Origin of the sequence: Microbispora sp. CL1-1, from assembly GCF_012034195.1 — a bacterium.
Classification (GTDB): domain Bacteria; phylum Actinomycetota; class Actinomycetes; order Streptosporangiales; family Streptosporangiaceae; genus Microbispora.
In genome coordinates, this window is sequence record NZ_JAATEK010000021.1 from 107248 (window position 1) to 128499 (window position 21252).

Below are 21252 nucleotides of genomic sequence, written 5' to 3' on the forward strand. Positions count from 1 at the left end.
GTACGCCGTCTACGTTCACCGGGTGGAGGGAGCGGAGCGGAAGGGAGCAAGGACCGCAGCGAAGGCCCAGCGGAGCGGGCTTCGCGAGGACCGGAGGTTCCTTCCGGCGCAGTGACCGATCCAGCCCCGACACCGGTCAGCCGATGACCACCAGCGAGTGGCTCGACCGCCTCACGCCCAAGGCGACCGCCGTGCTCGCCGTCGGCACCTGCGCTGAGGCCCGTGGAGATCCCATTACCCGGCGCCGATCAACGAGCGGCCGGCTGCCGGAGGGCACGGGCACAGCCATGCGGTTGGCCTCCTACGGCCGGCCAACCCGTGTGAGCGCCCGGGAAGCCCGGTCGGCAATCTGCCAGGAGCACAGCGGGGCATGGTCAGGCATTGGTGCGGGCGACGAGAGCTCGCATCTGTCGCCCGCCACGGCCGAGGTGTGCGCACGCGACGTGGCCACGCACGTACCTCAAAGGAAGGCCATGGCCGCCGGAGACGGCCGGTTGTCCAGGAGGCCGGTGAGCGGACGGGCTGCGAGCCTGCTGCAATGGGGGCGACACACGACCTCAGGCTCAATTTACGGGGGCGCCGGGGCGCGATGTTTCACGTGAAACCTGCGGCAGGGTGCCTGTAGCTGCTGCGGCGGGTGCGGCGGCATCGGTGGGTGTGCAGTGACGGCCATTGCCTGCGCCTGGGCCGGAAACGCCGCGAGGGCAGCACCCACCTGGATGCCGCCCTCGCCGCCCCCAGGACCATGGGGGCGCGGTCTTCCTGCCGCAGGCGCTGCGGTCACTCCGCTGTGATGCCCCTGCTGCGCATCGCGTGGGCGGCATCCGGTGCCATCGTGTCGATGATGCGCTCCAGGTCGTCGATCGTGGAGAACTCGACCACGATGCGACCCTTCCGGCTGCCGAGATCGACCTTCACCTTCGTCTCGAAGTGGTCCGAGAGGCGATCCGCCAGATCGCGCAGTGCCGGGGCGGTCGGCTTCTTCGCCCGGGGCTTGCGTGGAGCCGGCCCCGCGGTCGCCTCGCCCAGAGCAACGATCTCCTCGACGGTCCTGACCGACAGCCCCTCGGCCACGATCCGGGTCGCCAGGTGCTCCTGGGCGGCGGGGTCGTTCAACGCCAGCAGCGCCCGCGCGTGCCCGGCACTGATGATCCCGGCCGCCAGCCTGCGCTGCACCTCGGGAGGAAGGTTCAGCAGTCGCAGGGTGTTGCTGATGTGCGAGCGCGACCGTCCGACCTTCTTGGCCAGCACCTCGTGAGTGGCTCCGAAGTCGTCCAGAAGCTGCTGATAGGCCGCCGCCTCCTCCAGAGCGTTCAACTGCTCCCGCTGGAGGTTCTCGATCAGCGCCTCGCGGAGCATTTCGTCGTCCTGGGTGCTCCGGACGATCGCGGGGATGCGGTCGAGCCCCGCGATCTGCGAGGCGCGCCACCGCCGCTCCCCCATGATGAGCTCGAAACGGCCGTCCTCCACGGCGCGGACGACGACCGGCTGCAGCAGGCCGACCTCCTTGATGGACGCCGCGAGCTCGTCGAGCCGGTCCTCGTCGAACACCTCTCGCGGCTGCCGTGGGTTCGGGGAGATGGAGTCGACCTCGATCTCCTGGAAGTAGGCGCCCTCCACCGGACGCAGGCCCGTCGCCGGCGTGCCCGGCGCGGTCGGCTGGAGACCGAGAGGCGGAGCGCTCGCCGTGGACGCCGGATCGACGATCGGTCCCGTGGGGATCAGTGCCCCAAGACCCTTGCCCAGTCCCCGACGCTGCTGGCTCACCGCTGCTCCTTCACGCCCGCACCCGCACAGAAGCCAATGCCCAGCGACTCGCGGTCACTGGGCACCGGCACGCACACACCAGGAGAGAGTACCGCTGCGAAGCCCCGCCATGAGTCGACGCGCGTCCCAGCTGTGGACAGCCCACCGCCGAACAGCAGCGTGTGGGGTCGTACGTAAGGAGCGGAGCGGAAGAGATCGAGGACCGCAGCGCAGGCCCAGACCTGACCCCAGGCAAGTTCCGGGCCTGCGAGCAATTTCTGTGGGTGGAGCGGAGCGGATTTCGCGAGGAATTCGCGCGGGTGGAGCAGGCTTCGCGAGGAGCGGAGGTTGCTTCCAGCGCAGTGAGGTCCTAGACACCGACATCCGGAGAAGCCGGTCGACCGCCGGCTCTGTAAGCCGTCGTCGGCGGGCTGGGCCAAACCGACGTCCCCCGCCAGAGCAGCGTCCCTAAGTCTGTGGCGCTCGAATCCGTGAACGTCCCGATGCCATCAGATGCCTGAACCCTTGTCTGTCACAGCCGGCACATGCGGCGGCTGTGGCCGCCCAGGGCGTCACGGCACAGCAGCGGGTGCCGTTGTGGCGCCTCGCGCCGGTGCTGTCTCTCCGGGGTTGCCCCGGCGCGTTGGCTGCGCCGGGGCCGGGAACGCTTCGCCGGCGCGTGCTCGTCCACACGCCGCCGTCTCTCCTGCCGTCTGTGCGGGCTCTGTCAAGCGCCGGTGAGGGCCGCCGCACGGTAGGCGATCTCGCGAGCGGCGCCCATGTAGGCCAGTGCCCCGCTCGAACCCGGGTCGTACGTCATGACCGACTGGCCGTAGCTGGGGGCCTCGGAGACGCGGACGCTCCTGGGGATGACGGCGTCGAGCACGGTGTCTCCGAAGTGGGAGCGCACCTCCTCGGCCACCTGAGAGGCGAGCCGGGTGCGCCCGTCGTACATCGTGAGCAGGATGGTGGAGACCGACAGCGTCTGGTTGAGGTGGGCGCGCACCAGCTCCACGTTCTGCAGGAGCTGTGTGAGCCCTTCCAGGGCGTAGTACTCGCACTGGATGGGGATCAGCACCTCCTGCGCCGCCGCCATGGCGTTCACGGTCAGCAGGCCCAGCGACGGCGGGCAGTCGATGAGGATGTAGTCGAACTCCATCGAGTCGAACGAGGCGAGCGCCCGCCGCAGACGGGTCTCCCGGCCGACCATCGGAACCAGCTCGATCTCCGCGCCCGCAAGGTCGAGCGTCGCCGGAGCGCAGAACAGGTTGGGCATGTCGGGGACCGGCTTCACGATCTGCGACAGCTGCATGTCGTCCACGAGCACCTGGTACACCGACGGCATCCCGGACCGGTGTTCGGTCGCCAACGCCGTAGACGCGTTGCCCTGCGGGTCGAGGTCGACCACGAGAACGCGCTGATCGTGCATGGACAGCGCTGCCGCGAGGTTGACCGCCGTAGTGGTCTTCCCCACGCCGCCCTTCTGGTTGGCCACCGTCATCACGCGACACCGGGAAGGCCGGGGCCAGGACCCCTCGTCGCGCGTCGAGTAACCGACGGAAGGCGCAGCCGCCTGCGGGGGCGTGGCGGCTGTTTCACGTGAAACCACAGAACTCAGTGCCTCTCGTACCAGCGGCGAATCGCCAGGGTTAAGGGGGGTCTGGGACACGGTCGTCGTCCTTTCGACCGGCGAGACAGGGGGACGAGGCCAGCCCACCCCGGAGGACCGGCCTGCTGTCGCGATCTCCCAGCGTAGGGGGAGCCGAGTCTCCGGCCAACCCAGGCCCGCTGTCACACCGCCTGATCCGGCGTCCGCCACCGGCTCACCTCTTTCGTCGCCTCCGCGTTTCCGTTCGCGGAGATCGTCCGGCGACGACGCGAACGAGGGTCGCGGGCGGCTCGACCCTACCGCGCCCCACTGTGGCCAACTCGACGTGCCTCACGCCGAACGAATCCAACCGGGGGCGGGCGGCGTCCAGCTCCTCCTGTGCCCGCTCCCCCTTCATCGCGAGCAACTCCCCGCCCTCGTGTAGCAGCGGCATCGACCACGACAGCAGACGGTCGAGCGGCGCGACCGCCCGCGCCGTCGCCACGTCGAAGACGCGCTTGCCGGCGAGCTCCTCGGCCCGCCCGCGCAGCACCTCCACGTTGTCGAGCTTGAGCGCCTCGACGCACTCCGACAGGAACACGGTGCGACGCAGCAGCGGCTCCAGCAGCGTCACCGTCACGTCGGGCCGGACGATCGCGAGCACAAGGCCGGGCAGGCCGGCGCCCGAGCCGATGTCGATCAGCGTCGAGTCCGGCGGGACCGCCTCCTCCACGACCGCACAGTTCAGCAGGTGCCGGTCCCAGATGCGGGGCACCTCGCGCGGCCCCAGCAGTCCCCGCACCACGCCCGGCCCGGCGAGCAACTCGGCGAACACCCGAGCCCGCTCCAACGCCTCGCCGGTGAAAATCTCCCGGGCCACCGGGGGCGCCTCGGGCAGCTCGTTGCTCTCCGTCATCACTTCACTCATCCAGGAACGCTCTTGGCCAAGGGTAACCGTCCTTCCCTCTCGGCGACGGCCTGCGGTGCGGACCCGGCCAGAGCGGGAGGGCGGGAAGGGACGTACAGGACGGAAAAGCCGCCGGTCCCGGATGTCGGGACCGGCGGCTTCCCCGCGTCGAAACTGTCGGAACTGTGAGAGCGGTCAGGCGGGCAGGACCACCACGAAGCGGCGGGGCTCCTCGCCCTCGGACTCGCTGCGCAGGCCCGCCGCGGCGACCGCGTCGTGAACGATCTTGCGCTCGAACGGCGTCATCGGCTTGAGCGCCTTCGGCTCGCCGGTGCGCTTGACGTCTTCGGCGGCCGCGGTGCCCACCTTGGTGAGCTCGGCACGGCGCCGCTCCCGATAGCCGCCCACGTCGAGCATGAGCCGCGAACGCTCCCCCGTCTGACGGTGCACGGCCAGGCGCGTCAGCTCCTGCAGCGCCTCCAGCACCTCGCCGCCGGGTCCCACGAGCTCATCGCCCTTGACGCCGACGATCGAGACCACGGCACGGTCTCCCTCGACGTCCATGTCGATGTCGCCGTCCAGGTCGGCGATGTCGAGCAGGCCCTCCAGGTAGTCCGCCGCGATCTCGCCCTCCTGTTCCAGGGCTTCGATGTCGGGAGCAGGCTTGAGGGTCTCCTCAGCTTCGGTCACGTCCGGACTCTCCTTCTCCTACGACTTCTTGCTGCCGGTGCGCTTGCTGCGGGGCTGGCGCGTCGGCTGCTGACGGACGATCTTGGGGGCGGGTTCCGGCTCAGGCTGCGCCGGCGCCTTGGGCTTTCCCACCAGCTTGGTGAAGATGCCGTTCGTCGGCTCGGGAGTGGTGATGTTGCCCTTCTCGTCCACGACCGGCATCGGGTGACGGCTGTAGAACCAGTGCTGCTGGCCGAGTGTCCACAGGTTGGTGGTCACCCAGTAGAGGATCAGACCGAGCTGGAAGTTCAGGCTGAAGACGGCGAACAGCGGCGAGATGTACATCAGGATCTTCTGCTGCTGCGCCATGGGGTTGTCCGGCATCTGCGCCATCGAACGCTTCACGCTCTGCCGGACGGTGAGGAACGTGGTGCACGAGCTGATGGCCACGAAGCAGGCGAGGACGATCTTCGTCGTCACCGGCTGGGCGCCGAGGCTCCGGATGACCTCGGCGCTGTCGAAGAACTTCGCGGCCAGCGGCGCGCCGAGGACATGCGCGGCACGCGCGCTGTTCACCAGCTCCTTGGTCATGCCGAATACGGCCCGGTCCTCGGCGATGGCCCGCAGCACGGTGAACATCGAGATGAAGATCGGGAACTGCGCGACGATCGGGAGGCAGCCACCGAGCGGGTTGGCCCCGGCCTCCTGGTACAGCCGCATGACCTCCTGGTTCATGCGCTGCTTGTCGTTCTTGTACTTCTTGCGCAGCTCCTGGACCTTGGGCGCCAGCTCCTGCATCTTGCGCGACGAGCGCATCTGCTTCATGAAGAGCGGGAAGATCAGCAGACGCATCAGCACGGTCAGCGTGATGATGGTCAGCGCCCAGTTGAGACCGCTGCTGGAGGGGATGAAAGTGCTGTAGCCGGCGTGGATCTGGGTGATCACCCAGGCCACCGCCGTATACAGCCAATTCAGGAATGGCAGCTCCACCGAGCTAGCTCCCTTGCGTTTCGTCGTGAGACCGGACTCGGCGTGGGGGCACCGGGTCGAAACCTCCAGGATGGAACGGGTGACACCGTCCGATACGCCTGACGGTCAGCCATGCCCCGCGCGCCGCTCCATGAACGGCGACGGCTTCCAGACCATAGGCGCTGCAGGACGGCTCGAACCGGCACCTCGGCCCCAGCATCGGGCTGATGAAGGCACGGTAGAACCGGATGATCGCGAGCAGCACGCGAGCGACCGGCCCGGTCGCGGGCCGATCGGCCTCCCCGGCCGTCGCGGCCGGAGTCGGTTGCTGCGCTGTCATGACCGTCCATCCGTCGGGGTCCGGGAATCGGACCCACGCCGCCGGAGTAAACGACTCAGCGCGACGTCGAGTTCGGCGGCCAGGTGCTCGCTGCGCGCGGACGCGGCCGGTGGATTGGCGCGTACCACCAGAAGGCTACCTCTCGGCAGCAGTGGCAGACGGCTCCGCACAAGGTGTCTCAACCTGCGCCTGACCTGGTTCCGCACCACGGCGCCACCGACTGCCTTGCTCACGACGAAGCCGACCAGCGGTGGCTCGTCGGCGTCACGCAGGTTCAGGTGTGCGACCAGGGTCGGACGCCCGGCGCGACGCCCACGGCGAATCGCGTCGGCGAACTCGTCACCCCGCCGCATGCGGGACGCGGACGGCAGCACCGGGCCTTCCTCGACGTATGGCCGCCCGCTCCGCTCGGCACGGGCGGGCGGCGTCTGGTCGTCAGACCGTCAGCTCGGCGCGGCCCTTGCGGCGGCGCGCGGCCAGGATGGCGCGGCCGGCCCGGGTGCGCATGCGCAGCCGGAAGCCGTGGGTCTTCGCGCGGCGACGGTTGTTCGGCTGGTAAGTACGCTTGCTCACGGGTGGGCTCCATGCTTCGGGTACGTCCGCGGCGTTCCGCGGGCGCGGTACATTCCAAGGTCACGGCTCGTCAGATGCGCGGGCATGCGAAAAAGCCGTCGCGTGATTAGCCGACCGGGATACGTTACGGGCCCACCGTACGTCAGGTCAAACCGGCACACGTGACGGCAAGCGAGTACGGCGAGCGACCATGGGCCGTTAGGCTGTGGACAACGCCTTGAACGCAGGTTGCGCACACCGCTACCGTCGGCCGTCCGGCCCTTCCCCCCATCAGCGTGAATGTGCCCGGGGAGAATGCACGGGCTGTGCACATCGTGTGGATCATATGTGGATGGCAGCCGGACGAGGACCGGTGCGGCGAGGCGCACAGGACTGAGAAACGACACGGATCGCGGCGGGCGAGCGGGGCCGCGTAACGAGAGGAGGGGCCGAGCCATGGAAGGCGTCGATCTCAACGCTGTATGGGCTCGGGCGCTCAGGACCCTGCTCGACGAGGGCGTCTCGGGGCAGCAGCGCGCGTTCCTCCAGATGACGCAGCCCTCCGGCCTCATCAACGACACGATTCTCCTGGCGGCCCCCAACGACTTCGCCAAGGAGGTCATCGAGGTACGGCTGCGCCCGCTGATCGTGCACGCGTTGTCGCAGGAGCTCGGCCGGCCCGTGCGGATCGCCGTGATGGTGGATCCCGGCGCCGGTCTGCCCGCCGCCTCGGACCCCGCCGCGGCGTCGCCGGCCGATCATCGTCCACAGGCGCCGTCCACAGATTATCCACAGCCCCGTCCGCAGGCTCCGCGCTTTCCCTTAGCTGAGGACGGCCCGATCCGCCGCGACGCCGAGCCGCATTATCCACAGGGCCAGCAGTATCCACAGCCTCCGCAGCACATGTCCCCGCCGGACCACGCGCAGCGGCCCGGCGGTTACTCCCCCGAGCCGCCCGCCGCGCCCAAGCCCGAGCCGGTGCCGGGCCCAGTGGCCGGTCCCGCATCCGGCCCCGTGTCCTCCGGTCCCGTGCCGGGCCCGGTGCCAGGCGCCGTACCCGGTTCTGTGCCGGGCGGCCCCGGGCAGAACCGCTGGGACGCCCGCAGTGGCCGCACCTCCGGCGAGCCGGCCCGGCTGAACGCCAAGTACACCTTCGAGACGTTCGTCATCGGCGCCAGCAACCGCTTCGCGCACGCCGCCGCCGTCGCGGTCGCCGAGGCCCCCGCCAAGGCGTACAACCCGCTGTTCATCTACGGCGACTCAGGGCTGGGGAAGACCCACCTGCTGCACGCGATCGGCCACTACGCGCAGAGCCTGTACGACGGCGCCCGGGTGCGGTACGTGAGCTCCGAGGAGTTCACCAACGACTTCATCAACTCCATCCGCGACCACAAGGCCGACGGGTTCCGCTCCCGCTTCCGGGCTGTGGACATCCTCCTTGTCGACGACATCCAGTTCCTGGAGGGCAAGGAGCAGACGCAGGAGGAGTTCTTCCACACCTTCAACACCCTCCACAACGCCAGCAAGCAGATCGTCATCTCCAGCGACCGGGCGCCCAAGCAGCTCGTGACGCTGGAAGACCGGCTGCGCAACCGGTTCGAGTGGGGGCTGATCACCGACGTCCAGCCGCCCGAGCTGGAGACCCGCATCGCGATCCTGCGCAAGAAGGCGATCCAGGAGGGCCTGGCCGCGCCGCCCGACGTGCTGGAGTACATCGCCAGCCGCATCGCGACCAACATCCGCGAGCTCGAGGGCGCGCTCATCCGGGTCACCGCGTTCGCCAGCCTCAACCGGCAGTCCGTGGACATCCAGCTCGCCGAGATCGTCCTCAAGGACCTCATCAGCGAGGACGCGAGCCCGGAGATCACCATCTCCCTCATCATGTCCACAACCGCCGAATACTTCGGTGTGTCGCTCGACGACCTGTGTGGAAGCTCACGCTCGCGCGCCCTGGTCACCGCCCGCCAGATCGCCATGTATCTGGCCCGCGAGCTGACCGACCTGTCGCTGCCGAAGATCGGCCAGCAGTTCGGGGGACGCGACCACACCACCGTGATGCACGCGGAGCGTAAGATCCGGTCGCTCATGGCGGAGCGGCGCTCGATGTACAACCAGGTCAACGAGCTGACGACACGGATCAAGCAGCGGGCACGCAACGCTTAGTACACAGCTGTGGATAACTCTGTGGATCAAAAACGCCGCCCTCGGCGGCGGCTCCGTCGCGATACCCCCACCCTCTCCGGCCCTCCAACACGCCGTCCCCACTTGGGGACAACTTTGGGGAGAACCTGGGGATCGTTTGGGGAATACCCGTGGACGACCTGGGGACGCCCTGTGCGTACACGTCACACACAACTCAGGTGTCCCTTTTACCCCGTGGACAACCGGTGGAAACCTCGTGGATTACTCGTGGACAGAGGGCACTCCGCCTGGGGAACGGGTGTGGGCACAGCGCGGCCGCCCACAGTCCACAGGGGGTCCGTCCACGTTTCCCCCACACCGGCAGTGGATGAATCAGCTCCGCTGAGCTGCGAAAATGCTCGACATCCACATATCCACACTGCCTAATGAGACGACTTGTATCTCTCTCCCTAAGAACTCAAGAACCATAGAAGGGGTTCTGGAGGCGCACAGGTGCGGGAGAGTGAAGACTTGACGAAGCAGCGACACCCAGGAGGCTGATCCACGTGATGTTCCGGATCGATCGCGACGTGCTCGCCGAGGCCGTGGCGTGGACGGCACGGAGCCTTCCGGCCCGTCCCTCGGTGCCGGTGCTCGCCGGCATGCGGCTGGAGGTGACCGACGACCAGCGGCTGAAGCTCTCCGGCTTCGACTACGAGGTCTCCGCGGAGGTGACCCTCGAAGTGCAGACCGGAGAGCCGGGAGTGGTGCTGGTCTCCGGCAAGCTCCTCGCCGAGATCACCCGCGCGCTCCCCGCACAGCCGGTCGAGCTGGTCGTGGACGGCGCCAAGGCCGTCGTCACCTGTGGCAGCGCCCGGTTCACACTTCTCACCATGCCTGTGGAGGACTACCCGTCCCTGCCGGCCATGCCGCCCGCCGCCGGACGGGTCGGCAGCGACGTGTTCGCCTCCGCCGTCGGCCAGGTGGCCGTCGCCGCGGGCAAGGACGACACCCTCCCGATGCTCACCGGCGTACGCATGGAGATCGAGGGCGACACGGTGACCCTCGCCGCCACCGACCGCTACCGCCTCGCCGTACGCGAGCTGAAGTGGCAGCCCGAGCAGCCGGACTTCCAGGCCATCGCGATGATCCCGGGCCGTACGCTGGCGGACACGGCGAAGGCGCTGGGCGGCACGGGCGCGGAGGTCGAGATCGCGCTGAGCTCTGCCGGCGGCACCGGCGAGGGCATGATCGGGTTCTCCAGCTCCGGACGGCGGACGACGACCCGGCTGCTCGACCCCGAGTTCCCCAAATATCGCTCGCTGCTGCCCACCGAGTTCTCCGCCCGCGCGGACCTGTCCACAGCCTCGTTCGTCGAGGCCGTCAAGCGCGTCGCGCTGGTCGCCGAGCGCAACACCCCCGTACGGCTGGCCTTCCGCGGCGGAGAGGTCGTCCTGGAGGCCGGCAGCGGCGACGAGGCACAGGCTGTGGAGGCGCTGCCGGTCGATTTCGACGGCGACGAGATCAACATCGCCTTCAACCACCAGTTCCTGCTGGAGGGCCTGGGGGCGATCGACTCCGACGTCGCGCGGCTGCAGTTCACCACGCCGACCAAGCCCGCCATCCTCACCGGGGGCAAGCCTGTGGACGACGGGGGCAGCGAGGACTACCGCTACCTCATCATGCCCATCCGCCTGTCCAGCTGACACGGCCCGAACACCCCGGGCGTACGATCTCCTGCGGGCATGGACCCCTTGTGCATGGGTACGCGTGCCTCCGTGGACGACGCAGACGTTTGAGGGGTGGCTCAGATGCAGATCGGCATGATCGGGCTCGGCAAGATGGGCGGGAACATGGCCGAGCGACTGCGGCGCGGCGGGCACGACGTCGTCGGCTACGACCGTGATCCCTCCATCAGCGACGTGAGCAGCCTGAAGGAGCTCGTCGAGAGGCTTCAGGCGCCGCGCGCGGTCTGGGTCATGGTCCCCGCGGGGAAGCCCACACGCAGCACGGTCGAGCAGCTGCGCGAGCTGCTGTCGGAGGGTGACATCGTCATCGACGGCGGCAACTCGCACTACCTGGACGACCAGCGGCACGCGGCCGACCTCGGCACCCACGGCATCGGCTTCGTCGACGTGGGCGTCAGCGGCGGCGTCTGGGGCCTGGAGTACGGCTACGCCCTGATGACCGGTGGCGAGGAGGAGCACGTCCGCCGGCTCATGCCGATCTTCGAGACGCTCAAGCCGGAGGGCGAGGACGGCTTCGTCCACGCGGGCGGCGTGGGCGCGGGCCACTTCGCGAAGATGGTCCACAACGGCATCGAGTACGGCATGATGCAGGCCTTCGCCGAGGGCTGGGAGCTGCTGGAGGCCAGCGACGCCGTCACCAACGTCCCCGAGACGTTCAAGAGCTGGCGGCACGGCACGGTGATCCGGTCCTGGCTGCTCGACCTGCTGGTGCGGGCGCTGGAGGAGGACCCCGACCTCTCCGAGCTGAAGGGCTACGCGGAGGACTCCGGCGAGGGCCGGTGGACGGTCCAGGCGGCCGTGGACCACGCGGTGCCCCTGCCGGCCATCACGGCCGCGTTGTACGCGCGTTTCGCCTCGCGCCAGGCCGACTCCCCGGCGATGAAGATGGTCGCGGCGCTGCGCAACCAGTTCGGCGGGCACGCGGTCGCCTCCGCCGAGGGCCAGACCGGCAAGGGCGCCGACGTCACCCCGCCGGTCGAGGTCGAGGGCTGACGCGCCTCGACGTTCCCGGCCCACGTTTGCCGGCCGACGTTCACGGGCGGCGTTCACACCCTGTGGACGCCGGGGGCTCGCCCGGATGACCTGTCCTCGTCGGCGAGGCGGTCCCGCGCGAGCGCGGCCCGGCGGACCGAGCCGGACAGCTCGTCGGACGTCTGGGCCTGATCGCTCGCCCGCCGGACTCGTCCGTACACAGGGCGATCCGGGCCTTCTGCCGAGCCTGGTCGCCGGTCGACGGCTCTTCAGGCGTTGATCTTCCACAGGCTGTGGACGAACCACCCCGCACCGGCCCGTTTCTCCACAGCGAGCCGTTTCTCCACAGGACGTCGCGGCCGGGACACGAAGGCCGGGCACCGGCACTAGCCTGGCGGGGTGCACGTGGCGAGCCTGTCCCTCACCGACTTTCGGTCATACCCGGAGGTCGAACTCGTGCTGGAACCGGGGGCCACGGCGTTCGTCGGGCCGAACGGGCAGGGCAAGACCAACCTGGTCGAGGCGCTCGGCTACGTCGCGACCCATTCGAGCCACCGCGTGGCCACCGACGCGCCGCTCGTACGGCACGGCGCGCAGCGGGCGATCGTGCGCGCGGCGGTGGTCAGGGACGACCGCCGGGCGCTGGTCGAGATCGAGATCAACCCGGGCCGGGCCAACCGCGCCAGGGTGAACCGCTCCCCCGTCCCCCGGCCGCGCGACGCCCTCGGCCTGTTGCGGACCGTGCTGTTCGCCCCGGAGGACCTCGCGCTGGTCAAGGGCGACCCGTCCGAGCGCCGCCGGTTCATGGACGACCTGCTCGTCGCCCGCGTCCCCAGGTTCGCGGGTGTGCGCGCCGACTACGAGCGGGTGCTCAAGCAGCGCAACGCGCTCCTGCGTACGGCCGCGGCGACGCGGGCGGGACGGCGGCGCGGCGGCCGCAGGCAGGAGGACGACGCGGCCTTCGCCGCCGCCGGCGCGGGAGACGTCCTGAGCACGCTCGAAGTCTGGGACTCCCACTTGGTGCGCCATGGCGCGGAGCTGTTGGCGGCGCGGCTGCACCTGGTGGACGCGCTGCGTCCGCTCGCGGCGAAGGCGTACGCCACTCTCGCCCCGTCGTCCGGACTCGCCGATCTCGAATACCGGCCGTCGGGGTTATCCACAGATATCCCCACCCTGGGGACAAACCGGGAACTACTGGCCGAGCACCTGCGGGGGGGCCTCGCGGAGGCGCGTCAGGCGGAGCTCGAACGCGGCGTGACCCTCGTCGGCCCCCACCGCGACGACCTGCTGCTGCGGCTGGGCGAGCTGCCGGCCCGGGGCTACGCGAGCCACGGCGAGTCGTGGTCGTTCGCCCTCGCGTTGCGGCTCGCCGCCTACGACCTGCTGCGGGCCGACGGCGGCGACCCCGTGCTGATCCTGGACGACGTCTTCGCCGAGCTGGACGGTCAGCGGCGCAGGCGGCTCACCGAGATCGTCGCCCCGGCCGAGCAGGTGCTCATCACGGCGGCGGTGCCGGACGACGTGCCGCCCGAGCTGGCCGGTGCCCGGTTCGACGTGATGGAAGGGAGCGTGACCCGTGTCCGATGAGATATCCACAGGCGGTGGACAATCCCCGCAGGGCTCGGCCGCGCGGGGCGCCGCGCTGGCGCGGGAGAAGCTGGCCCAGGCGAAGGCCGACGCGCTGAAGCGGGGGCAGCTCCCCCGCAGCGAGCCCCGTCGCCGTTCCGGGCCGGGCGGCGCGCGGCGTGACTCCGGCGATCCGCTGCCGTTCGGCCGGGCGATCCGCGACCTGCTCGCCGCCCGGGGATGGGAACAGCCGGTCGCGGTGGGCGGGGTGTTCGGCCGCTGGGCGGAGATCGTCGGCCCCGACCTGGCCGCCCACACCAGGCCGGAGAGCTTCGAGGACGGCGAGGTGGTGGTCGCCGCCGACTCGACCGCCTGGGCGACCCAGGTCAGGCTCCTCGCGTCCACGCTGGTCAGGCGGCTGAACGAGGAGCTCGGCGACGGCACCGTGACCCGGGTCAAGGTGCACGGCCCCGGCGCGGGCCCCCGCCCGGAGGGCGGCCTGCGCGTACGCGGGAGTCGTGGGCCGGGCGACACGTACGGCTGACGGGGGCGACCGAACCTCGGACCCGTTAGGCGACACCCGCCGGACGTAAGCCGGAGCGGCCGTGGCGAAAGGCAAGCCCGGTCGGCGACCAACCTCGAACCGACCGTGGTGAAACGCCGCGTCGGTCCGTGACGAACCCCGGGACCGGCCGCGCGACGGCCCGCCGGATCGGCCCACGGGGAGCGGCGAACCGACCCGCGGAGACCCCGAACCGGCCCAAAATCGCGTCTGAGGCTTCGACCCCCGTTCCGTGTGGGGGGTGCTCAGAAACATGATCGTCAAGCGACAGGGCATCACAGCCCCCGTGAATGCCACCTGTTGTCTCTCGGACCGGTAGAATGCAGATGGACTCAAGGACACGTCCGGTTTGCGTCACCCCGGTCCCACGGGCCGACATCCCCTGGGTGTGCGCATCGGGGCACTCACGACGGTGACGGGCACGGCAGGGGCAGCCATTCCACGGTGTCGCCCGCCGCGTGTCCGCGGCAGGAGGATTTCGCACTTGTCCTACGACGCTAGCTCTATCACCGTTCTCGAAGGGCTGGAAGCGGTCCGCAAGCGCCCCGGCATGTACATCGGTTCCACCGGTGAGCGCGGGCTGCACCACCTCGTCTACGAGATCGTCGACAACGCCGTCGACGAGGCGCTGGCCGGTTACAACGACCTGATCGAGGTCACCCTGCTCGCCGACGGCGGCGTGCGCGTGATGGACCACGGACGCGGCATTCCCGTGGGCATCGTCGCCGCCGAGGGCAGGCCGGCCGTCGAGGTCGTCTTCACCGTGCTGCACGCCGGTGGCAAGTTCGACAGCAAGTCGTACGCCGTCTCCGGCGGCCTCCACGGCGTGGGCGCCTCGGTAGTCAACGCCCTGTCGACGCGACTTGAGGTCGAGGTCCGCACAGACGGCCACGTGTGGCGGCAGAAGTACGTGATGGCCAAGCCGACGGCCCCGCTGGAGAAGGGCGAGCCGACCGACGAGCACGGCTCCACGATCAGCTTCTGGCCCGACCCGGCGATCTTCGAGACGACCACGTGGAACTTCGAGACGCTGGCGCGCCGGTTCCAGGAGATGGCCTTCCTCAACAAGGGCCTGAAGATCACGCTGATCGACGAGCGGCCCGACCACATCATCGACGGCGCGCCCAAGGTGGTCACCTACCACTACGAGGGCGGTCTGTCCGACTTCGTCAAGCACCTGAACTCGAAGAAGGAGCCGATCCACAACTCGGTGATCGACTTCGAGGAGCACGGCGACGGCATCTCGGTCGAGATCGCCATGCAGTGGAACGCCTCCTACTCCGAGTCGGTCTACACGTTCGCCAACACGATCAACACGGCCGAGGGCGGCACCCACGAGGAGGGCTTCCGCGCGGCGCTGACCACGATCGTCAACCGGTACGCGCGCGAGCAGAAGTTCCTCAAGGAGGGCAAGGACGACAACCTCAGCGGTGACGACGTCCGCGAGGGCCTCGCCGCGATCATCTCGGTGAAGCTGGCCGACCCCCAGTTCGAGGGCCAGACCAAGACGAAGCTGGGCAACACCGAGGCGAAGTCGTTCGTCCAGAAGGCCTGCAACGACCACCTGCGCGACTGGTTCGAGCGCAACCCGGGCGAGGCCAAGGAGATCATCAACAAGTCGCTCCAGGCGGCCCGCGCCCGCATCGCGGCGCGGCAGGCCCGCGACCTCACCCGGCGCAAGTCGCTGCTGGAGAGCGGCAGCGGCCTGCCCGGCAAGCTGGCCGACTGCCAGTGGTCGGAGCCGGAGAAGTGCGAGCTGTTCATCGTCGAGGGCGACTCGGCCGGCGGCTCGGCCAAGGGCGGGCGCGACCCCAAGTTCCAGGCGATCCTCCCGCTCCGCGGCAAGATCCTGAACGTCGAGAAGGCCCGGATCGACAAGGTCCTCAAGAACAACGAGGTCCAGGCGCTCATCACGGCCCTCGGCACCGGCGTGCACGACGAGTTCGACATCTCGAAGCTGCGTTACCACAAGCTGATCCTCATGGCGGACGCCGACGTGGACGGCCAGCACATCACGACCCTGCTGCTGACGCTGCTGTTCCGTTTCATGCGCCCGCTGATCGAGGCCGGGCACGTCTACCTGTCCCAGCCGCCGCTCTACAAGATCAAGTGGGACCGCAAGGGCGAGGACGCGTCGTACGCGTACTCCGACCGGGAGCGGGACGCGATCATCGAGGACGGCGTCGCCCGCGGCCGGCGCGACCCCCGGCTCCACGACGGTGTGCAGCGGTTCAAGGGTCTGGGCGAGATGAACGCCTCCCAGCTCTGGGACACCACGATGAACCCCGACACCCGGGTGCTGCGCCAGGTCACCCTCGACGACGCCGCGCAGGCCGACGACCTGTTCAGCGTGCTGATGGGTGAGGACGTCGAGGCCCGCAGGAACTTCATCATCACCAACGCACGCGACGTCCGCTTCCTCGACGTCTGAGCAAGCGTGGCCGACCAGAAGGACTTTTCGTGACGGAAGTGAACACGCCGCCTGGGCCTCCCGCCGATCGCATCGAGCCGGTCGACATCCAGGCCGAGATGCAGCGCAGCTACATGGACTACGCGATGTCCGTCATCGTGTCCCGCGCGCTGCCCGACGTCCGCGACGGCCTCAAGCCCGTGCACCGCCGCGTGCTGTACGCGATGTTCGACGGCGGCTACCGGCCCGACCGCGGCTACTTCAAGTGCTCCCGCGTCGTCGGCGACGTCATGGGCTCCTATCACCCCCACGGCGACACGTCGATCTACGACACCGTCGTACGGCTCGCGCAGCCGTGGTCGCTGCGCTACCCGCTCGTCGACGGGCAGGGCAACTTCGGCTCGCCGGGCAACGACCCGGCCGCCGCGATGCGGTACACCGAGTGCCGTCTCGCGCCGATCGCCATGGAGATGCTCCGCGACATCGACAAGGAGACCGTCGACTTCCAGCCCAACTACGACGGGCGGTCGCAGGAGCCGGTCGTCCTCCCGTCGCGGTTCCCGAACCTGCTGGTCAACGGGTCGGCCGGCATCGCGGTCGGCATGGCGACGAACATCCCGCCGCACAACCTCCGCGAGGTCGGCGAGGCCGTCAAGTGGGCGCTCGACAACCCCGAAGCCACTGACGAGGAGCTGCTCGACGGGCTGCTCGCGCGGGTCAAGGGTCCCGACTTCCCGACCGGCGCGCTGATCGTCGGCCGCCGCGGCATCGAGGACGCCTACCGCACCGGCCGCGGCTCGATCATCATGCGGGCCGTCGTCGAGGTCGAGGAGGACCCCAAGGGACGGCAGTGCCTGGTCGTCACGGCCCTGCCGTACCAGGTGAACCCGGACAACCTCGCGCTGACGATCGCCGAGCTGGTCAGGGACGGCAAGGTCACCGGGATCGCGGACGTCCGCGACGAGACGTCCTCGCGCACCGGCCAGCGGCTCGTGATCGTGCTCAAGCGCGACGCGGTCGCCAAGGTCGTGCTGAACAACCTCTACAAGCACACCCAGCTCCAGACCACGTTCGGCGCGAACATGATCGCGCTGGTGGACGGCGTGCCGCGGACGCTGCGCCTCGACCAGTTCGTCCGGCACTACATCACGCACCAGATCGAGGTCGTGGTCCGGCGGACCCGGTTCCTGCTGCGCAAGGCCGAGGAGCGGGCCCACATCCTGCGTGGTCTGCTCAAGGCCCTCGACCGGCTCGACGACGTCATCGCCCTGATCCGGCGGTCGCCGTCGGCGGCCGAGGCGCAGGGCGGCCTGATGACGCTGCTGGACATCGACCAGGTCCAGGCGCAGGCCATCCTCGACATGCAGCTGCGCAAGCTGGCCGCGCTGGAGCGGCAGCAGATCCAGGACGAGTACGACGGCCTGATGGCGCAGATCGCCGACTACCAGGACATCCTGGCCTCCGAGCCCCGCCAGCGCCGGCTCGTGTCGGACGAGCTCGGCGAGATCGTCGCCAGGTACGGTGACGAGCGCAAGACCGAGATCACCGCGTACGAGGGCGACATGTCCATCGAGGACCTGATCGCCGAGGAGGACGTGGTCGTCACGATCACGCGCGGTGGCTACGCCAAGCGGACGAGCACCGACCTCTACCGGGCGCAGCGGCGCGGCGGCAAGGGGGTCAGGGGCGCGCAGCTCCGCCAGGACGACATCGTGGAGCACTTCTTCGTCACCACGACGCACCACTGGCTGCTGGCCTTCACCAACAAGGGCCGGGTCTACCGCTTCAAGGCGTACGAGCTGCCCGACTCGGGCCGGGACGCGCGTGGCCAGCACCTGGCCAACCTGCTCGCCATGCAGCCCGACGAGCACGTGATGGAGATCCTGGACCTGCGGGACTACAACGTCGCGCCCTACCTGGTGCTGGCCACCCGCAGCGGCCTGGTGAAGAAGACGCGGCTGTCCGAGTACGATTCGCCGCGATCCGGTGGCCTGATCGCTATCAATCTGCGCGAGGATGACGAGGTGATCGCCGCCCGTCTCGTCTCCGAGGGTGACGACCTGCTGCTCGTGTCCAAGAACGCGCAGTCGATCAGGTTCACCGCCTCGGATGAGGCGCTGCGCCCGATGGGCCGCGCCACCAGCGGTGTGATCGGCATGCGGTTCGTGGACGGCGACGAACTGCTCGCGATGAACGTCATGAGCGACGGCGACGACGTGTTGATCGCGACCGAGGGCGGGTACGCGAAGCGGACACCCGCCGACCAGTACCCGGTGCAGGGCCGGGGCGGCAAGGGCGTATTGACGGCAAAGATCGTCAGTTCTCGTGGCAAGCTGGTCGGAGCCGTCATGGTGCGTCCCGAGGACGAGGTCTTCGCGATCACCTCTGCGGGCGGGGTGATCCGCACCAGCGCCGGTGAGATCAAGCAGTCGGGCCGCCAGACCATGGGCGTCCGCTTGATGAATCTGGCCGAGGGTGACAGCGTTGTGGCCCTCGCTCGCAACGCCGAGTCGTTGGAGACCGAGGAGAACGGGGCAGGAGGCGAGGCATGAGCGAGCGTAGCGGGCGAATCGCTGAGCACAGCACGATTCGCGGATGCGCACCCGAGCCGTCAGATGAGGGCGTGGCATGAGTGACACCGGCGGACCGCGGACACCCGGCGCCAAGAGACCTTCGGGCGCCCGCCCGACGTCGTCTTCGAACGGCGTTACCGCACGGGCGCACGATGGCGGTAGCGTCGCCAAGGTGGCTTCCGAAGGAGATGACGTGACCGCCGCCGACAAGGCGAAGGCCGACGACACCATGCGCATCCGGACCTCGGCCGCCGACCAGCCGTGGAAGCGGCAGCCGGGCTCGGACGGCGTGTCCGAGAACGGCCGGTCCGAGAACGGCCGACCGGACAGCGGCCGGGCGGACAACGGCAGGGGCGACAGCGGTGGGGCGACCGCGCAGTATCCCCGGCCCGCCGGCCTCGGTACGTCCACACCCTCTGTGGACAACGGCCGTCCGTCTGTGGACAACGCTCGTCCTTCCGTGGACGGCGGCTCCGTACGCGGCCTGAGCTTCGGGCCTGCCGGTGGAGACCGGCCCGAGCCCGCCAAGAAGGACAAGAAGCAGCTCGGCGTGCGCCCGCCGCGCAAGGCCCACCTGGTCCTGCGCAGGATCGAGCCGTGGTCGGCGATGAAGTTCAGCTTCGTCGTGTCGCTGGTGTGCTTCGTCGTGCTCTTCGTGGCAGTCGCCGTGCTGTACGGCGTGCTGTCGGCGCTCGGCGTCTTCTCCTCGATCACCGACACCGTCAACCAGCTCACCAGCGGTGCCGGCGGCGCCGGGGCCGGCACGATCGACATCGCGAGCTGGTTCGAGCCCGTCCGCATCCTCGGGTACGCGGCTCTGCTGGGCGCGCTGAACGTCGTGCTCATCACCGCGCTGTCCACCCTCGGTGCCGTCATCTACAACATCTCCGCGGACCTCGTAGGCGGTGTCGAAGTCACCTTCAGCGAAGCCGAGTGACCCACCGGTGCGGCAGGCCGCCCACACGAGCGGCCCGCCGTACGAATGCGCCTCGATGGCACGACCACGGGCCCGGACACGGTAAGCTTTTCCTCGTTCGGAACGACGGATTCGCCACCGGATACGGGATGCGGTAACCTTCGTTGCGCAGTGCGGGGCTATAGCTCAGTCGGTTAGAGCGCTTCCCTGATAAGGAAGAGGTCCCAGGTTCAAGTCCTGGTAGCCCCACCACGAAGTACCAGCTCAGAGGCCAGTTCCCGCGATCAGGGACCTGGCCTTTTGATCGTTTGCCATCGATTTGCCATCACGGGCGTCCGGCACCAGGTAGCAGACATCGATCCACATCGACAGGTCCTGGCAGCCGATCTTCCCTGCGCGCGGATGGGGTTGAACGCCCGTGAGGTCATGAAGGGCATCACTGGCAATGCCATAGTCGCCTCCACGTGGTCCGGACGGGTGCGGGGCCGGCCGTGAACGCGAATGGCCTGCAGCACCTGCTGCTGGTCAGCAGCAGCGCGGCGAGCAGGCCACTCATGACCAGGGGCAGGGCGCCGGCGGTGACTGCCACACCTTCCCGAACCCAATGAGCGTACTGTTTTCGCTGGTCAGAAGGTTATGGTCCGTACTGACGGGCAAAGTTCACATATGCCGAGCTTGGGTGGACAACGGCACCGGGCGGTGTGGGGCAGCGGCACTGGTTCATGGAGCCGGCTGCGGAAGACGCTGGGGGTGCCGACTGTCCTGCTCGCCGGCGTGATCATCGTCTACCGGCTGCTGCATCGGGTCGGCGGGATCTCCGACGACCTCGCCCGGATCAACATCAAAGACGAGTACGACCAGATCACCCAGCATCGGAATCCGACGCAGATGACCCAGCTGGTCGGCAACATCAACGTGAGCTTGGACATGCTGGACCGCGAGCGGCAGTTCGCCTCCACCGTCGCCCACGAGATCCGCTCCCCGCTGGCCGGCATACGCATCAGTGTGGAAGAGGCGATCGCCGACCCTGATCACGCCGATTACCCCGGCGCGTTCAGGGAGGTGCTGTGGGAGGTGGATCGACTGGAGGCACTCGCGACCGACCTCCTGCTGATCGCCCGGGGTCGTATCGCCCAGAATAAGGAGAGGATCGATCTGTGCGAGCTGGTCAGGCAGGAAGTCGCTGCCCGAGCCGACCTGATAACCGTCGAGGTGAGTTGTACTTGCAGTGGTCAGGTCGAAGCCATGCATATGCAGATGCGCGAGATCCTGACCAACTTGCTGGACAACGCGCGGCGCCACGCCAGGCACAGTGTGCGAGTCGACGTCGGATGTGGCGACAGCTTCGCACGGCTGGCGGTGTCCGATGACGGCCCCGGCATTCCCTCGCACGAGCGGGAGCGCGTCTTCGATCGGTTGTACCAGCTCACGACCGAGTCCCGGCGCGGCGACGCCGGCTCGGGCCTCGGGCTGAGCATCGTCCGGGAGATCGTCAAGACTCACAACGGATCCGTGTGGGTCGAACCCTCTCCCAGTGGCGGGGCCCGCTTCGTCGTTCAGCTCCCCCTCGCCCCCTCCCCGGCGTCGACGGCCTGACCCACCCGGCCCCGCCC

Annotated in this window: 18 protein-coding genes and 1 tRNA gene; 10 read left to right on the forward strand and 9 right to left on the reverse strand. The window is 69.1% G+C overall.

The genetic code is table 11. The annotated features are described in order from the left end of the window. Positions 1-780 precede the first annotated feature (780 nt). The 8 genes from HCK04_RS23810 to rpmH all read right to left on the reverse strand — a co-directional run bounded on the left by HCK04_RS23810 (position 781) and on the right by rpmH (position 6792). On the reverse strand, positions 781-1767 hold the full coding sequence (locus tag HCK04_RS23810; RefSeq protein ID WP_142649610.1) for a ParB/RepB/Spo0J family partition protein: 987 nt from the start codon (positions 1765-1767) through the stop codon (positions 781-783). A 706-nt stretch (positions 1768-2473) separates the two neighbouring features. Next, positions 2474-3247, reverse strand: a complete 774-nt coding sequence (locus tag HCK04_RS23815; protein WP_142649611.1) for a ParA family protein — start codon at positions 3245-3247, stop codon at positions 2474-2476. A 322-nt stretch (positions 3248-3569) separates the two neighbouring features. Further along, positions 3570-4250, reverse strand: coding sequence for a 16S rRNA (guanine(527)-N(7))-methyltransferase RsmG (rsmG, locus tag HCK04_RS23820; RefSeq protein WP_142649635.1), 681 nt, complete (start codon positions 4248-4250; stop codon positions 3570-3572). A 186-nt stretch (positions 4251-4436) separates the two neighbouring features. Further along, the gene (locus HCK04_RS23825) at positions 4437-4931 is read right to left on the reverse strand and encodes a R3H domain-containing nucleic acid-binding protein (RefSeq protein WP_142649612.1); all 495 of its coding nucleotides are present in this window, start codon (positions 4929-4931) and stop codon (positions 4437-4439) included. A gap of 18 nt (positions 4932-4949) precedes the next feature. Continuing rightward, a complete protein-coding gene (yidC, locus tag HCK04_RS23830) occupies positions 4950-5900 on the reverse strand; it encodes a membrane protein insertase YidC (protein ID WP_142649613.1) in 951 nt (316 codons plus the stop codon). Positions 5901-5904: 4 nt separating this feature from the next. Continuing rightward, complete coding sequence (yidD, locus tag HCK04_RS23835) at positions 5905-6219, reverse strand: membrane protein insertion efficiency factor YidD (protein WP_142649614.1); 315 nt, start codon at positions 6217-6219, stop codon at positions 5905-5907. Continuing rightward, positions 6216-6593 (reverse strand): ribonuclease P protein component, encoded by a 378-nt coding sequence (gene rnpA, locus HCK04_RS23840; protein WP_079314209.1) that lies wholly within the window; start codon positions 6591-6593, stop codon positions 6216-6218. The genes yidD and rnpA overlap by 4 nt, the downstream gene beginning before the upstream one ends. 61 nt (positions 6594-6654) lie before the next feature. Further along, positions 6655-6792 carry a 50S ribosomal protein L34 gene (gene rpmH / locus HCK04_RS23845; protein WP_015772801.1) on the reverse strand — a complete coding sequence of 46 codons (138 nt, stop codon included), beginning with the start codon at positions 6790-6792 and terminating at the stop codon, positions 6655-6657. A gap of 435 nt (positions 6793-7227) precedes the next feature. Between rpmH and dnaA the strand changes: the two genes are divergently transcribed. The 3 genes from dnaA (at position 7228) to gnd (ending at position 11633) form a co-directional block, all read left to right on the forward strand. Further along, entirely contained in the window at positions 7228-8934 is a 1707-nt protein-coding gene (gene dnaA / locus HCK04_RS23850; RefSeq protein ID WP_142649615.1) for a chromosomal replication initiator protein DnaA, read from the forward strand. A 524-nt stretch (positions 8935-9458) separates the two neighbouring features. After that, positions 9459-10598, forward strand: a complete 1140-nt coding sequence (gene dnaN, locus HCK04_RS23855; RefSeq protein ID WP_142649616.1) for a DNA polymerase III subunit beta — start codon at positions 9459-9461, stop codon at positions 10596-10598. Between the two features lie 105 nt (positions 10599-10703). Next, a complete protein-coding gene (gnd, locus tag HCK04_RS23860; RefSeq protein WP_142649617.1) occupies positions 10704-11633 on the forward strand; it encodes a phosphogluconate dehydrogenase (NAD(+)-dependent, decarboxylating) in 930 nt (309 codons plus the stop codon). 53 nt (positions 11634-11686) lie between these two features. On the opposite strand, the gene HCK04_RS23865 is transcribed toward gnd, so the two are convergent. Next, a complete protein-coding gene (locus HCK04_RS23865) occupies positions 11687-11833 on the reverse strand; it encodes a hypothetical protein (protein WP_168066213.1) in 147 nt (48 codons plus the stop codon). A 178-nt stretch (positions 11834-12011) separates the two neighbouring features. Between HCK04_RS23865 and recF the strand changes: the two genes are divergently transcribed. The 7 genes from recF to HCK04_RS23900 all read left to right on the forward strand — a co-directional run bounded on the left by recF (position 12012) and on the right by HCK04_RS23900 (position 21235). Next, a complete protein-coding gene (recF, locus tag HCK04_RS23870; protein ID WP_142649618.1) occupies positions 12012-13199 on the forward strand; it encodes a DNA replication/repair protein RecF in 1188 nt (395 codons plus the stop codon). Further along, on the forward strand, positions 13189-13722 hold the full coding sequence (locus HCK04_RS23875) for a DciA family protein (RefSeq protein ID WP_312845764.1): 534 nt from the start codon (positions 13189-13191) through the stop codon (positions 13720-13722). The genes recF and HCK04_RS23875 overlap by 11 nt, the downstream gene beginning before the upstream one ends. 502 nt (positions 13723-14224) lie before the next feature. Further along, positions 14225-16171 (forward strand): DNA topoisomerase (ATP-hydrolyzing) subunit B, encoded by a 1947-nt coding sequence (gyrB, locus tag HCK04_RS23880; RefSeq protein ID WP_142649619.1) that lies wholly within the window; start codon positions 14225-14227, stop codon positions 16169-16171. Positions 16172-16200: 29 nt separating this feature from the next. Next, entirely contained in the window at positions 16201-18702 is a 2502-nt protein-coding gene (gene gyrA, locus HCK04_RS23885; protein WP_142649620.1) for a DNA gyrase subunit A, read from the forward strand. Positions 18703-18916: 214 nt separating this feature from the next. Continuing rightward, positions 18917-19660, forward strand: a complete 744-nt coding sequence (locus HCK04_RS42685) for a DUF3566 domain-containing protein (RefSeq protein WP_260617384.1) — start codon at positions 18917-18919, stop codon at positions 19658-19660. Positions 19661-19814: 154 nt separating this feature from the next. Next, positions 19815-19891: transfer RNA gene (locus HCK04_RS23895), tRNA-Ile, on the forward strand. Between the two features lie 522 nt (positions 19892-20413). After that, on the forward strand, positions 20414-21235 hold the full coding sequence (locus HCK04_RS23900) for a HAMP domain-containing sensor histidine kinase (RefSeq protein ID WP_168066215.1): 822 nt from the start codon (positions 20414-20416) through the stop codon (positions 21233-21235). Positions 21236-21252 lie beyond the last annotated feature (17 nt).